Here is a 14522-nt window from a genome sequence, read left to right as displayed (position 1 = left end):
CAAGACGAGCGGTGTGTGGGTTCTTGTCTTGGTAACCGAGCGCTATGCTTCCCCGGCGACAAGCGCCAGCCCCCCGCTCGTTGATCGTACGAACGAGAACCGGCGCCCATCCCCCTTACGCAAGCGCTGGAGGTTGCGTTGACCGACGACGTGCTGGCTGTGCACGGTGGCACTCCACTGAACGGCCGGGTCCGAGTCCGCGGCGCCAAGAACCTCGTCTCCAAGGCGATGGTGGCGTCCCTGCTGGGCGACAGCCCGAGCACCCTCTACGACGTTCCGAACATCCGCGACGTGGAGGTCGTCACCGGCCTGCTGGAACTGCACGGGGTCCGGGTCAGCAAGGGCGACTCCGACGGCGAGCTGGTCTTCGACCCGTCGAACGTCGAGTCCGCCTCGACCGACGAGATCAACGTGCACGCCGGGTCCAGCCGGATCCCGATCCTGTTCTGCGGCCCGCTGCTCCACCGGCTGGGCCACGCGTTCATCCCCGACCTGGGCGGCTGCCACATCGGCCCGCGCCCGATCGACTTCCACATCCAGGCGCTGCGGCAGTTCGGCGCGATCGTGGACAAGGCGCCCGAGGGCATGCACCTCACCGCGCCGAACGGGCTGCACGGCACCAAGTTCGAGCTGCCGTACCCGAGCGTCGGCGCCACCGAGCAGGTGCTGCTCACCGCGGTGCTGGCCGAGGGCGTCACCGAGCTGCGCAACGCCGCGGTCGAGCCGGAGATCATGGACCTCATCTGCGTGCTGCAGAAGATGGGCGCGATCATCACGGTGCACACCGACCGGGTCATCGAGATCAAGGGCGTGAAGCGGCTCGGCGGCTACTCGCACCGGCCGATCCCGGACCGGATCGAGGCCGCGTCCTGGGCCGCGGCCGCGCTGGCCACCCGCGGCGACATCACGGTGCTCGGCGCGCAGCAGGCCGACATGGGCACGTTCCTGAACGTGTTCCGGTCGATCGGCGGCCAGTTCGAGGTCACCGACGCGCTCCCGCCGAACGAGACCCGGCCCGGCCGCGAGGGCGGCATCCGGTTCTGGCACCCCGGCACCGAGCTGACCGCGGTCGCGCTGGAGACGGACGTGCACCCGGGCTTCGCCACCGACTGGCAGCAGCCGCTCGTGGTCGCGCTCACCCAGGCGCGCGGCATCTCGATCGTCCACGAGACGGTGTACGAGCAGCGGCTCGGCTACACCGAGGCGCTCAACAGCATGGGCGCGACGATCCAGACCTACCGCGACTGCCTCGGGGGTACGCCGTGCCGCTTCGGCCGTCGTAACTTCCACCACTCCGCGGTCATCGCCGGCCCGTCCAAGCTGCACGCGGCCGACCTGGTCATCCCGGACCTGCGGGCCGGGTTCAGCCACCTCATCGCGGCGCTGGCGGCGGAGGGCACCTCCCGGGTGTACGGCGTGGACCTGATCAAGCGGGGTTACGAGAACTTCGAGACGAAGCTCGCGGACCTCGGCGCGAACGTCGAGCGGGTCTGATCTCCCGATCGTCATACGAGGCCGGAACCTTAGGGTTCGTGAGCCGCAGCCACCGGCAGACACGCTCTTCGCCTGCCGGTGGCGGCATCAGCGCCGGGAGTGGCGCCGAGCCGGAGAAGCGCAGCGACGACCAGAGGCTCAGCCTCGTTCGTTCGGGTGAACAGGCTTGCGGTGACGGCCGGTTTCGCCGTGCTTCATCGTTTGGCTACCCTTGCCACGTGCCGCTGTTTCGTCGTAAGTCCGCCGATCTCGTCGAGGACCAGGTCTCCGAGGTCGACTCGTCCGACGCGCTCGCCGTCGCCACCCGGGGTCACACCCCGAGCAAGCGCGAGCTGGGCGTCACCACGCCGAAGCGGCCGAGCACCCAGCGCCGTCCCGGTGGCGCCGCGCCGGTCAGCAGGACGCCGCTGACCAAGCAGGAGGCGAAGGAGCAGCGCCGGCTCGCCCGGCAGCGCGAGTCCGAGCGGTTCCGCCGCGAGGGCGGGCCGCGCGACCGGGGCCCGGAGCGGCTACTGGTCCGCAACATCGTCGACTCGCGGCGGACCGTGGGGTCGTTCTTCCTGGGTGGCGCGTTCGTGGTGCTGATCGGCGCCAGCGTGCCGGACTCCCGGGTGCAGGCGATCGCGAACATCCTCTGGCTGGCGCTCGCGCTCGCCGTGATCGTGGACAGCTTCCTGATCAGCCGCCGGATCAAGAAGATCGTCAACGAGCGCTTCCCGAAGACGTCGGAGCGGATGGGCTCGCTCTACTTCTACGGCATCTCCCGCTCGCTCAGCTTCCGCCGCATGCGGGTGCCGTCGCCGGCGGTCGGGGTCGGCGAGAAGTTCTGACCATTTTCCACCTGCCTTCGGCCCTGGGCAGGTCGAGAAGCTCACTGATCACGGGTGCTCCATGATCAGCACTGCCCAGCTGCCGGGCTCCAACCCTTCGTAGACGTGCGGGGCGTCGCCCGGGTAGGACACGTAGTCGCCCGGGTTCAGCTCCACCGGATCGTCCGCCGGGCCGATCCTGACCCGGCCGGCCGCCACGATCGCGTGTTCGACCGTGCCGGGCAGGTGGGGTTCCGCGCGCCGTACCGCGCCGGGGTCGGACTCGATGATGTAGACGTCCCGCCGCGCCCGGCCGTCGCCGGCGGTAAGCAGGGACCCGGTGTAGAACGCCTGCTCCGACGTCACGCGCGGGTTCTCGCCCGCACGGATCACCCGCACCTTCGGCACGGGCGGTTCGATGAGCCGGCTCAGCGGTACGTCCAGCGCGTTGCCGAGCGACCAGAGCGTCTCCACGCTGGGGTTGCCGCTGCCCGCCTCCAGCTGCGACAGCGTGGACTTGGCCACGCCGGCGCGGCGGGCCAGCTCGGCCAGCGAGAGGCCGGCCCGCTCCCGTTCCTGCTTGAGGGCGGCCGCGATGGCGGCGATCGGCGGCTCAGGCGTTCGTTTCATCGGACCCTTCGTTCGATTTGACATACCCAGCGGTATGTTCGATATTTCATGTCGTGCGTTCATTAAATCGAACGATCCTGCGGGACGCGATCGCGATCGCCATCGCGTCCGGCGCCGTGGGCGTGTCGTTCGGCGCGATCGCGGCCGGAAGCGGCCTCCCGCCCTGGTCGGTCGTCGTCATGTCGGTGTTCATCTTCGCGGGCGGCGCCCAGTTCCTGGCGGTAGGGCTGCTCGCCGCCGGCAACCCGCTGGCCGCGCTCTTCGGCGGCCTGCTGATCAACGCCCGCCACCTGCCGTTCGGCCTCGTGGTCGCGGACGCGATCGGCCCCCGCTGGTGGCAGCGGCTGCTCGGAAGCCACCTCATGATCGACGAGTCGGTGGCGTTCGCCCTCGCCCGCACCGACCCCCGCGAGCGCCGGCAGGCGTTCTGGGCGACCGGTGCCATGCTCTTCGTCTGCTGGAACGTCGGCACGCTGATCGGCATCGCCCTGGGCACCGTGGTCGGCGACCCGGCCGTCCTCGGCCTGGACGCGGCCTTCCCGGCCGGCCTGATCGCGCTGATCCTGCCGTCACTCAAGGACCACGCGACCCGCCAGGTCACGCTGACCGGCGCCGCCCTGGCCGTCCTCACCACCCCCCTGCTCCCGGCCGGCCTCCCGGTCCTGCTCTCCCTCGCCGGCCTCCTGACCCTGGCCCTCCCCCGCCGCCGTCGCACCGAATCACACGACGCAACCACCACCGCCTCCGCCGACAGCGCGGCCGGCACGGCGGACAGCGCAGCCGGCACCGCCGACAGCGCGGCCAGCACGGCGAATAACGCAGACAGCGCGAACAGCGCGGCGAAGAACGCGGCCGGCACGGCGGACAGCGCAGCCGGCACGGCGGACAGCGCAGCCGGCACGGCGGACAGCGCAGCCGGCACGGCGGACAGCGCAGCCGGCACGGCGGACAGCGCAGCCGGCACGGCGGACAGCGCAGCCGGCACGGCGGACAGCGCAGCCGGCACGGCGGACAGCGCGGCCGGCACGGCGGACACAACGGGCACCGCGCTCCGCACGGCCGATCACACGAAGGCGGGTGGCTTCGCCTATGCGGATGTGGCAACGCCCGAACGACCGAAGACCGCCGGTGCGGCAGGAACTGAGCGGCCGAAGACGGCGGGCAGCGCGGAGGAGACAGAGGGGGCGGCATGCTGATCGCGGTGATCGTCGGGCTGGCGGTGGGAACCTACGGCTTCCGAGTCGCGGGCGTGGTGTTGCGCGACCGGCTGGACATGCCGGAGCGAGTGCGCCGGATCCTGCCGCTGGCCGCGGCCGCTCTGCTCGGCGCGCTGGCCGCGACAGCGGCACTGACCGAGGGCGGCGCGCTCGCCGGCGTGGCCCGGCCGGCCGGGGTGCTGGTCGGCGTGCTGCTGGCATGGCGCCGCGCACCGTTCATCCTGGTCGTGGTCGCGGCCGCCGTGACGACCGCGCTGCTCCGCCTCCTCGGCGTGCCCTGATACCAGCCGAAACGTCTGTTCGACTCATCCCGGCCGGCCTTCGTACCGCCGCTGACCCGCGGGACGCTCCGCACCGCGGCGAACCCGGAACGCTCCCCCGCAGCGGGTCCTCGGAACAGGTGACACCCGCGCACCGAGGCAAGCCGCGAGGCGCTTCACACCGCACCTCTTATGTTGAAATTTCGGGTAGGGAGTCCCGACGGCACTGCTCTCCATCCGGACTCCGCTGTCGCATCAGTCGAGATGATCATTGAGTGATACCTGGGGTAGATCAACAGGCGATGTCGATCACCCCCACGTATCACTCAATGATCCCTTTTCGCTGTGGCAGCCAACTGGCAGCTACGCGTCGTGCGCCAGCGTCACAGGCGGGGCCAGCATCGCAGGCGCGGCCAGCATCGCAGGCCCGGCCAGCATCGCGGGCCCGGCCAGCATCGCGGGCCCGGCCAGCGTCTCAGGCGCGGAACGCAGTGGCATAGCCCTGCAAACGTGAGCGCCGCGAGCGCAGAACGTAAGCACGACAAGCGCGGAACGCGAGCACAACAAGCGCGCCGCAAGCGCGGAACGCGAGCGCCGCAAACGCGGAACGCAAGCACCACGAACGCGGAACGCGAGAGAGTGGCGGAGGGTGGGAGGCAGGGGTCGGGTGGGCCGGGACCGGCTCCGTCGCGGCGGGCGAACGGAGCGCTAGCGGAGATGAGGCCGACGGCGCGGTTGGCCCGCGGGAGCACGCCCAAAGCAACCCCGCCGTAAGCGGGAAAATCCGCTTTTATCGGTCTTTATAGAGTTTGGCAATGACGTCCTCGATCTCCGGTTCGAGGACGGAGATGTCGCGGATCGCGGCGGCCTGCGCGATCTGGATGACGAGTTCGCCGGCGGTGGCGGTGGTGAGGCGGTAGGTGAGGCGACGGCCGTCGGGGTCGATGGCGTCCAGGGTGGCGCCGGTGACCGGGAGCGGGGTGGCGGGTGGCTCGTCGAGGTCGACGGTGACGCGGCGGCGGGAGTCGAAGCGGGCGTGCAGCGCCTCCAGCGTGCCGTCGTGGACGACGTGGCCGTGGTCGATGACGACGAGGCGGCGGCAGAGGCGTTCGATGTCGGCCAGGTCGTGCGTGGTGAGCATGACGGTGGTGTCGCCGCGCGCGCCCAGCTCGGCGAGGAACGCGCGGACGGCCTGCTTGCTGACCACGTCCAGCCCGATCGTGGGCTCGTCCAGGAACAGCACCTCGGGGCCGTGCAGCAGCGCGGCGGTGAGCTCGCCGCGCATGCGCTGGCCGAGCGAGAGCTGGCGGACCGGCGTGTCCAGGAACTCGTCCAGTTCCAGCATGCCGCGGCATCGGGTCAGGCGGGCGGCGTGGTCCGCGGGCGGCACCCGGTAGATGTGCCGGAGCAGCGCGAACGACTCGCGCAGCGGCAGGTCCCACCAGAGTTGGGAGCGCTGGCCGAAGACCACGCCGATCCGCAGCGCGAGCCGGATGCGCTGCGTGACCGGGGTCAGGCCGCAGACCGTGACCGTGCCGCCGGACGGCATCAGCACGCCGGTCATCATCTTGAGCGTGGTGGACTTGCCGGCGCCGTTCGGGCCGATGTAGCCGACCGTCTCGCCGCGCGCCACGCTCAGATCGACGCCGTCGACCGCGGCGACCTCCCGGCGCTCCCGGCGGAACCGGCCCTTCCGCACGGACACGGTGAAGGTCTTGCTGAGGTTCCGGGCCTCGATGACAGTCATGATCCGGTGCTCCGGTAGTGGCGGATGCCGGTGCGCCAGACCAGGCCGGCGGCGAGCGCGGCCGGGACGCAGACCAGCGGGGCGGCCCAGCCGGCCCAGGCGGGCAGGCCGAGCGGGTCGGCGCGGCCGAACAGCGCCAGCGCCGGTTGGTAGGCGACGAAACCGAAGCCGAGACCGTACGCGAAGACGGCGCGGAACCAGCCGCCGTAGACCGTGATCGGGTAGCTGGTGAAGTCGCGCCCGCCGTAGGTGAACGCGCTGCCGAACTCGCCGGACTCGATCCACCAGAACGCCACGGACGCGGTGCCGACGAAGATCGAGCCGAAGAAGACCGTGCCGGCGATCGGGGTGGCGACCGCGAGGAGCAGCCGGGCCGGCGTCCAGTCGATGTCCGCGCGGGCAAGGGCCACGACCAGGACCGATGCCGCGAGTACGCAACGGGAGGCCTTGCGCAGCGGCAGGTCCATCGCGAGCAGCTGACCGAGCGGGCCGAGCGGGCGGATCAGGACCGCGTCCATCAGGCCGGTCCGCACGTACTGCCGGATCCGTTCGATGTTGCCGACCGTGAGGTCCGCCAGGTTGAACGCCAGCAGCCCGAACCCGACCATCACCAGCGACTCCGGCAGCCGGAACCCGCCGATCGACTCGGTCACGGTGAACAGCACGAACACGGTGGTCACGTCCAGCGCGGTGCCGCTCACGTTCGTGATCAGGTCGATCGCGAACGACACCCGGTAGGAGGCCTGCGAGCGGGCCTGGGCGCGAAGCAGGTGCAGGTGCCCGCCGAGCCGGGCGCGCAGGTCACCCACCCTGGATCACCAGCCGGCGCTCGGCCCGGCGCTGCACCGCGTGGCACAGCAACAGCATGATCACGGCCCAGACCGCCTGGAGCGCGACGATGCCGAGCTGGACCGGTGTGGAGTCGACCTCGACCAGCACGTCCAGCGGCGCCTGGAAGAGGCTGGGCAGCGGCGTGAGCAGCCAGAGCGTCACCAGCGCGGGCTCGGGCAGGAACCGCAGCGGGAAGTAGAGGCCGGCCACCACGCCGGAGCCGAGCGCCCAGAGCGAGACCGGCCCGCGCACGTCGAGCAGCCAGTAGGCGGTGCTGTTGACCAGGAACCGGCAGCAGAACGTGATCACGACGGCGAGCACGACCGAGATCGCGAACAGCGGCGGCGTGTGCCACCGGACCGGGATATAAAGATCAAAGAAGAGCAGGCCCGCGAGTACGGGAGGAAAGCACCGGGTCAGGAGCGCGTGCCAGGCACGGCCCAGGTCGGCCGCGAGCATGCTGTGCACCGGGTCGACCGGCCGGAGCAGGTCGCTGACCACCTCGCCGGTCCGGATCCGGTCGGCCAGCTCGGGCGGGCTCCAGAGCAGCACCACCGCGAGCAGTCCCTGAGCGGCCCAGACGTAGGAGGCGAGCTGCTGCGGTGTGTAACCGCCCGCGATCGCGCCGCCGGCGACCGCCAGAAAGAGGTAGCACCGGAGGAACCCGAAGACGGTGTTCGTGAACGCCCCGGCCACCGTCGCCTGTCGATAGGTGGAGTATCGCCGAAAACCTGAAACCGCTATAACCCAGAATGTCGTGATTTGTCCGACGAGTTTTTGTTGCGGACTGGTGTGCACGGTGGCGTCGGACAAGGCCACGCCGTTACCCTCCTTTCCGCGGACTCTGCTGCGCCGGGCCGGGTGACTTTACCCGGGGACCGCGGCTGCCCAGCGATAGATTTCCCATGAGGTGAGCCGGCGTGAAAATGCGACGCCCGTCAGCGTTTCCGCTGGCACGCGTCACAGTCTGCCGCCGCCGGGCCCAGGGCGGGAGCGCACAGCGAAATGGGGTGAACCGTGGCGCCGGAACGTAGGGATCGACGCGGTTCACAGCTGCCCGCGTGGGCCGTGGAGTCCACCGACGAGTGGCTGGAGGTTCCCGGGCAGAAATATCCCGGCGACCCCGGACCGTCCGTGCAGGCGCGCAGCAGCGCCGTGTACCGCTCCTCCGTGCGCCCGGACCCGGACGGGGCCGCCGCATCTCCACCACCGGCCAACGGGCGCCCGGCACGGCCCGCCTCGGGCCGCGCCCGGCCACCGGCACCGGGACGTCGTGGGGCCGACGGGTTCGACTACGAGGAGGACCACTTCCTGGACGAGTCGCGTCCGGCGGCGCGCGGGCGCACGGGCGGGCACGACGTCCGGGTGTACGGCGATCGCGGGCGCGGTCCGGGTTCGGGTCCGGCCGATGACTGGGACGACGAGCCGCGGGCCCGGGGCCGGGGCGGCGACGTCGAGGCGCGGGCGCCGCGCGGTGCCGCGGGTGAGCCGCGGGAGCGTGCGGGCCACGGCGGGCAGCGGGCCGACTTCGACTACGACCCCCGAGGGCGTGACCAGCGGGTACGCAACGGACGTGACCCTCGGGAACTCGACCTGGATCCGAACGACCTCGATCCACGGGACGCGGACCCGCGGGAGCGTGGGCGCCGGGGCGCCACCGACACGCGTGGCCGCGCCGGCCGCGAGGCGGATCCCCGCGACCTCGATCCCCGCGACGTGGGCCCGCGTGACGCCGACCCACGCGAGCGGGCCGGGCGCGGCGGCGACCCGCGCGATCCGGATTCCCGTGACTCGCGTGAGCGCAACGGCGACCCACGTGGGCGCGGCGCCGGCTCGCGCGGCACGGACCCGTGGGAGCGGGACGGCCGCGGGGCCGGACCACGCGACGACGACCCGCGGGATCGCGGCGGACGCGGGACCGGACCGCGTGACCTGGACCCGCGCGACGCCGAGCCGCGCGAGCGGGGCGGACGCGGGGGTGCCCCGTGGGAGCGGGACGCCGGTACACGCGGACGCGGCACGGACCCGCGTGGCCTCGATCCGCGCGACCTGGACCCGCGCGACCTGGACCCGCGCGACCTGGACCCGCGCGACCTGGACCCGCGCGATGCCGACTCGCGCGAGCGGAGTCGGCTCGGCGGCGATCCGCGTGCTCTGGACCCGCGCGGACGGAACGGGCGCGGCGGCGACCCGCGCGACCCGGATCCCCGGGAGCAGGCCGGGCGTGGCAACGATCCGCGCGACGCCGACCCGCGCGAGCGAGCCGGTCGCGGCGGGGAACCGCGTGACCCCGATCCGCGTGACGCGGACCCGCGTGAGCGGGCCGGGCGTGCCGGTGCGCCGCGCAACCTGGATCCGCGCGAGCGGGCCGGCCGTGCCGGTGCGCCGCGTGACTTCGACCCGCGCGACGCTGACCCGCGCGAGCGAGCCGGTCGCGGCGGAGATCCGCGAGATGCCGATCCGCGCGAGCGAGCCGCTCGCGGCGGCGATCCGCGCGAGTTGGACCCCCGCGACGCCGGCTCGCGTGAGCGGGCCGGCCGAGCCGGAACGCCGCGTGATCTCGACCCACGTGATCTCGACCCGCGCGACGCTGACCCGCGCGACGCTGACCCGCGCGAGCGGGCCGCTCGCGGCGGAGATCCGCGGGATGCCGATTCGCGTGAGCGGGGCCGGCAGGGCGCCGGCCCGCGCGTCGGTGACGTCAGCGCACCCGGTCGCGACCCGCGGGAGCGCGGCCGCTACGGCGATGGACGGCCGTCGGAGCAGGACTGGCGAACCGGTGATCCCGACCGGCAGCAGCGTCGCCCCGGCCGCCGTCCGGACGATGCGCCCGGCGAGGCGCGCCCGGCCGCGCAGGCGGGCGGCCCGGACCGTGGCCGCCGACCCGGCTGGGACCAGGCCGAGGACTGGCAGCAGGCCCGAACCGGCCGGCGCGACGTGCCGCGCGGCGACCAGCCGTGGCGCCGGCGCGAGGTGGTCCAGGACTGGAGCGAGCCGCTGCCCGCGGACGCCGGCTTCGACGAGCGCGACCCGCAGCCCGGCCGCCGTGACGAGCCGGGCCGGGTCCCGGTTCGTGCCGGCGACCGCCCGGATCCGCAGGGCCGTCCCCCGGTGCGCGACACCGACCCGGACCGCCGCGACCAGCCGGAGGACGTGCGGGACGCACGCCCCGGCGACCCACGGCGCCCGGACCAGCCCGGACGCCCGGCCGAACCGGCCGCCGGCGGCGACCAGTCGCGGCGCGGCGAGCGCACCTGGATCAAGCCGGGCCAGCGCGGCGTGCCGCGCCCCGAACCGGCCCGCCAGGACGACCCCACGTGGGCGGACGACCCGTCACGTACCCGCGAACCCGTCCGCGGCGGCGAACCGATGCGTCGCGGCGACGAGCCCGTGTGGGCGGACGACCCGTCACGCACCCCCGAACCAGCCCGAGGCGACCAGCCCGTCCGCGGCGACGAACCGGCGCGCCGCGGCGAACCGGGCCGCGGCGGCGAACCCGCGTGGGCGGACGACCCGTCACGCGGCCGTGAACCGGCCCGAGGCGACGAGCCCGTCCGCGGTGACGAGCCCGTGCGCGGTGGCGAGCCCGTGCGCGGTGGCGAGCCCGTGCGCGGTGGCGAGCCCGTGCGCGGTGGCGAGCCGGGCCGCACCGACGAACCCGCCTGGGCGGACGACCCGTCGCGCGGCCGTGAACCGGCTCGCGGCGGCGAGCCGGTGCGGCAGGACGAGCCGTTGGCGCCGGTGGTGCCGATTCGGCGGGATCAGGGACACCGGGACCGGCCGCGGCAGGAACCGGCTGCGGCGGCTTGGGGGCCGGCGGCGGGGGACGTCACGCGCGGCGAGCCGGCGGCGCCGGGTGAGCCCGCGCGTCGCGGTGGCGACCCGGCGTGGGCCGCACCGGCGGCTGCGGGCCAGGCCGCGAGGTTCGACGACGCGGAGCGGTCCGGACATCAGCGGCAGGACGCGCCGGACGCGCGCCCGGGGTGGGACGACGACCGTGGCCGGACGGCCGGGCACCCGATGGCGCCCGCCGCATCGGCCGCCGCGCCGATGGCACCGCCGCGGCCGGGACACCCGGGTGGACCGGAACGCTCCGGCGGCCACGTGCGCCCGGATGTACCGCAGCGCCCGGGCATGCCCGGAGGCTCCGAGCCGGTTCGTGGTGGCGGCTCGTCCCGGCCGCCGGCCGGGCCGCCGCGTCCGGGTCAGCCCTCGCCAAACGACCCGTGGGCGCCGCGGGACCGCCCGATCAGCCCGGCCGCCTCCGGCCCGGGCGGGCCGGGTGCTCCGGCGCGGCCCGGACCGTTCGATCCGGCCTGGGTGGATCCGTCGGAGCGGACACGGCCGCTCGGCGATCCGTCCGAGCAGACGCGGCGCCTCGGCGGCGACGCCTTCGGCCCGTCGCGACCGGTCAGCGCGACTCCATACGACCGCGACCGGCCGGTCAGCGGCATGCCCTACGACCCGGCACGACCGACCGGCAACGCACCATCCGGCCCAGCACGACCGGTCAGCGCCACGCCCTACGACCGCGACCGGCCGGTCAGCGGCATGCCGTCCGATCAGACGCAGCCGATCGGCGGAGGCTTCGACCCGGCCCGGCCGGTCAGCGGGATGCCGGATCGGACGCAGCCCGCCGATGGCGGCTTCGCTCCGGTGAGTGGCGTGCCCTACGACGGGACGCGGCCGGTCAGCGGCATGCCGTCCGATCAGACGCAGCCGATCGGCGGAGGCTTCGACCCGGCCCGGCCGGTCAGCGGGATGCCGGATCAGGGGCGTCCGGCCGGTGCCGGGCCCGGCGAGTCGGGCCGGCCGGTCAGTGGCGCGCCGTACGGACAGGAGTGGGCGCCGGGGGCGATCGCGCCGACCAGTGGCGCGCCCTACGGGCCGGTGCGGCCCGGACCGGCACCCCAGCCGCAGCGGCCGGACGCCGGGGCGCAGCGTGGGCAGGAGTGGGCTCCGGGGGCGGTGCAGCCGGGCGGGCGGGCACCGCAGGAGCGGCAGGACGCGGGCCGGGAGGCGCAGCCGCCGGTCAGTGGTGCGCCCTACGGGCGGGAGTGGGCGCCCGGCACGGCCCGCCCGGTCAGCGGACCGCCGGTCGGCCCTCGCACCGGTGCTCCGGTCGACCCGCGCGCCGCGATGCCGAGCGCCGGCGGGCCGGTCGAGCCGCGGCGTGACGCGCCCATGGACGAGCGCGGCCGGCCACAGGGACAGGCCGGACCGCGAGAGAGCGGAGCGTTCCCGCAGGCGCGGCCGGACATCCCGATCATGCCGGGTCAGGGTCCGAACGATTCGAACGTTGCGGTCACGCCGGGTCAGGAATCGGGCGAGCCGGACCCGCGGACGGACCGGCCGGTCAGTGCCGCGCCCTACCGGGGTGGCGACCGCCCCCAGGACGTCGGCGCGCACCCGGTCAGCGGGGCGCCGGCCCGGTCCCGGGAGGGCGACCGGCCGCCGGGAGCCGACGTGCGCCCGGTCAGTGGCGTGCCCGGCCGGGAGGAGGCCGGCTATCGGCCGCCGGGTGGGCATGTGCAGCCGCCGCCGGTGGAGCCGTCGCCGTATGACCACTATCCGCAGCAACCGACCCAGCGGGAACGTCCGCGGGACGAGCAGCCGGACGCCGGGCGGGCGACGCCGGGCGAGGCGCCCGCCGTACCCGCTGATGATCGTCCTTCGCTCGGTGAGCTGCTCAAGGCGAGCGGTGCCGAGACGCGGTCGGTGCCGGTGCCCGGCGACCTCGCGGAGAAGCAGGGCGTGCCGTCGCGCGCGGACTCCGGCTGGTTCGGTGGGTCCGCCAATCCGGACGATTCCCAGCCGGCCGAGCCGAAGCCCGACGAGCCCGCACCGGACGACACCGCACCGGACGACACGACACCGGACGCGCCGCAGGTGGACGCGCCGCGGGCGGAGACGGCCCCGGCGGACGAACCGGTGGCGGAGGGGCCCGAGGAGGAGGCCGTCACGGCCAGCCCGGACACCGTGCTGCCCGGTCCGGCCGGGCCGGCCGCCGGTGCGGCCACGGCGTTGCGCGCGCCCACGATGATCACGCCGATCGTCAGCCCGGACGAGCCCGCCGAGCAGGACGACGCGGTGCCGGAGAGCGAGCCCGAGAAGGACGCGCCGGTCGAGGAGGAGCCGCAGCGGCCGGCCGATCCGGAGCAGGTGCTGGCGACCTACCACTGGCGGTTCCACCACGAGACGCTGCGCGAGCTGGTCGACGACCCGGACGAGCTGCGGCAGGTACGCGAGCGGCTGACCGAGAAGCTGGCCGGCGCCACCGACAACGCCACCCGCGCCCGCCTGCTGAGCCTGCGCGCGGTCGTGTCCCGGATCCTCGGCGACCTCGGTCCCGCGCTGCACGACGGCCGGATGGGCCTGGAGCACGCGGAGCTGACCGGCCACTTCCGGCGGATCGCGATCGCGCAGGCGCGGCTGGCGCACGTGCTGCAGTGGCGCGGCGACTTCATCGAGGCGGACCGGCTGTTCGCGGAGGCGAACTCGTCGGAGCTGCCGGACCGGCTGCGGGCCACGATGCACGAGCACGCCGGGCGGTCCGCCTACGATCAGGGCCGGTTCATGGAGGCGCTGCACCACTTCGAGCGCGCGCTGGAGCTGCGCAAGGTCGAGGACCCGGATCTGATCTCGCGGACCGAGCTGGCGCTGGACGCCGTGTTCGCGAAGGTGGCGGCGAACGGCTGGGGCCCGTACCCGCGGACCGAGGACGAGATCTCGCAGGTGCACCGGCCGCCGCAGCCGGCGTTCTCCGAGCGGGTGCAGCGCTGGGGCTACGCCGACGGCGACGGCGAGCCGGTGATCGCGGCGTCCTACGCGGACGTGCAGCCGTTCCGGGACGGCGTCGCCTGGGTCCGGCGGCCGGAGGCGCAGCACTGGGAGCTGATCGACGAGTCCGGTGAGCTGCTGATCCCGGCGGACGCGGGCTACTACGGCGTCGGCTCGTTCTCGGACGGGCTCGCGTGGGTGTCCCGGGACGGCAACGGCGGCTGGGTCGCGATCGACAGGACCAACAGAATCGTGATCTCCCAGCCGTACGAGGACGTGCGCCCGTTCCGGCGGGGCATCGCGGCGGTCCGGCGGAAGAGCGGCTGGGGTGCGGTGGACACGTCCGGGACCGTGGTGCTGCCGACGCAGTACAGCGGGTTCGCGACCGCGCTGACCGACGGCCGGTACGTGGACGGCTTCACCGACGAGGGCCTGGCGATCGTGGACCTGAACGGCCGCAAGGGCGTGGTGGACCGGTCCGGCACCGTGGTGGTGGCCCCGACGTACCCGGCGATGGTGATCCACCCGGTGGCGTTCCTGATCGGCGCGGGCGCGGGCACCGGCCGGTGGGGTGCGGTGGACCGGCGCGGCGAGCCGCTGATCGACCCGGTGCACGCGTCCCGCGCGGACGTGATGGACGAGATCGACCGCCTGCTCGCGGACACGAAGCCGGTGCTGTGAGCATGAAGGACCGGCCCGGAGAAGCGGACGGCAAACCGGGCCGGCTGCCCTCACCATAGGCGCTGAAGCGCGG

Annotated in this window: 10 protein-coding genes; 5 read left to right on the top strand and 5 right to left on the bottom strand. The window is 74.1% G+C overall.

Features of this window, described 5'->3' with window-relative positions:
* Positions 1-138 precede the first annotated feature (138 nt).
* Both murA and J2S43_RS01765 read left to right on the top strand, forming a co-directional pair.
* Positions 139-1494 (top strand): UDP-N-acetylglucosamine 1-carboxyvinyltransferase, encoded by a 1356-nt coding sequence (gene murA, locus J2S43_RS01770; RefSeq protein WP_306826763.1) that lies wholly within the window; start codon positions 139-141, stop codon positions 1492-1494.
* Between the two features lie 218 nt (positions 1495-1712).
* Positions 1713-2324, top strand: a complete 612-nt coding sequence (locus J2S43_RS01765; protein ID WP_306826762.1) for a DUF3043 domain-containing protein — start codon at positions 1713-1715, stop codon at positions 2322-2324.
* Between the two features lie 48 nt (positions 2325-2372).
* Here J2S43_RS01765 and J2S43_RS01760 read toward each other — a convergent pair whose 3' ends face one another.
* Positions 2373-2933 (bottom strand): helix-turn-helix domain-containing protein, encoded by a 561-nt coding sequence (locus J2S43_RS01760; protein ID WP_306826761.1) that lies wholly within the window; start codon positions 2931-2933, stop codon positions 2373-2375.
* Between the two features lie 53 nt (positions 2934-2986).
* On the opposite strand from J2S43_RS01760, the gene J2S43_RS01755 reads away from it, so the two are divergent.
* Together J2S43_RS01755 and J2S43_RS01750 are read left to right on the top strand one after the other, a co-directional pair.
* Positions 2987-4129: an AzlC family ABC transporter permease gene (locus J2S43_RS01755; RefSeq protein WP_306826760.1), complete on the top strand. Its 1143-nt coding sequence runs from the start codon at positions 2987-2989 to the stop codon at positions 4127-4129.
* Positions 4123-4431 (top strand): AzlD domain-containing protein, encoded by a 309-nt coding sequence (locus tag J2S43_RS01750; protein WP_306826759.1) that lies wholly within the window; start codon positions 4123-4125, stop codon positions 4429-4431. The genes J2S43_RS01755 and J2S43_RS01750 overlap by 7 nt, the downstream gene beginning before the upstream one ends.
* A 342-nt stretch (positions 4432-4773) precedes the next feature.
* Here J2S43_RS01750 and J2S43_RS01745 read toward each other — a convergent pair whose 3' ends face one another.
* The 4 genes from J2S43_RS01745 to J2S43_RS01730 form a co-directional block, all read right to left on the bottom strand.
* Entirely contained in the window at positions 4774-4908 is a 135-nt protein-coding gene (locus J2S43_RS01745) for a hypothetical protein (protein ID WP_306826758.1), read from the bottom strand.
* Positions 4909-5200: 292 nt separating this feature from the next.
* Positions 5201-6157: an ABC transporter ATP-binding protein gene (locus tag J2S43_RS01740; protein WP_306826757.1), complete on the bottom strand. Its 957-nt coding sequence runs from the start codon at positions 6155-6157 to the stop codon at positions 5201-5203.
* A complete protein-coding gene (locus J2S43_RS01735) occupies positions 6154-6966 on the bottom strand; it encodes an ABC transporter permease (protein WP_306826756.1) in 813 nt (270 codons plus the stop codon). Before J2S43_RS01735 ends, J2S43_RS01740 begins: the two co-directional genes overlap by 4 nt.
* Positions 6959-7684: an ABC transporter permease gene (locus tag J2S43_RS01730; RefSeq protein WP_306826755.1), complete on the bottom strand. Its 726-nt coding sequence runs from the start codon at positions 7682-7684 to the stop codon at positions 6959-6961. The genes J2S43_RS01735 and J2S43_RS01730 overlap by 8 nt, the downstream gene beginning before the upstream one ends.
* Before the next feature lie 372 nt (positions 7685-8056).
* On the opposite strand from J2S43_RS01730, the gene J2S43_RS01725 reads away from it, so the two are divergent.
* Positions 8057-14449 carry a WG repeat-containing protein gene (locus J2S43_RS01725; RefSeq protein WP_306826754.1) on the top strand — a complete coding sequence of 2131 codons (6393 nt, stop codon included), beginning with the start codon at positions 8057-8059 and terminating at the stop codon, positions 14447-14449.
* The last annotated feature ends 73 nt before the right edge of the window (positions 14450-14522 follow it).

This window comes from Catenuloplanes nepalensis (genome assembly GCF_030811575.1).
GTDB classification, from domain to species: Bacteria; Actinomycetota; Actinomycetes; order Mycobacteriales; family Micromonosporaceae; genus Catenuloplanes; species Catenuloplanes nepalensis.
This window is presented reverse-complemented; position numbering and strand designations above follow the sequence as displayed.

What these genes read in the sequence shown, in the direction of transcription:
- J2S43_RS01745 (WP_306826758.1), bottom strand. Translation starts at nt 4,908, where the DNA reads ATGCCACTGCGTTCCGCGCCTGAGACGCTGGCCGGGCCCGCGATGCTG.
- J2S43_RS01750 (WP_306826759.1), top strand. Translation starts at nt 4,123, where the DNA reads ATGCTGATCGCGGTGATCGTCGGGCTGGCGGTGGGAACCTACGGCTTC.
- J2S43_RS01740 (WP_306826757.1), bottom strand. Translation starts at nt 6,157, where the DNA reads ATGACTGTCATCGAGGCCCGGAACCTCAGCAAGACCTTCACCGTGTCC.
- J2S43_RS01760 (WP_306826761.1), bottom strand. Translation starts at nt 2,933, where the DNA reads ATGAAACGAACGCCTGAGCCGCCGATCGCCGCCATCGCGGCCGCCCTC.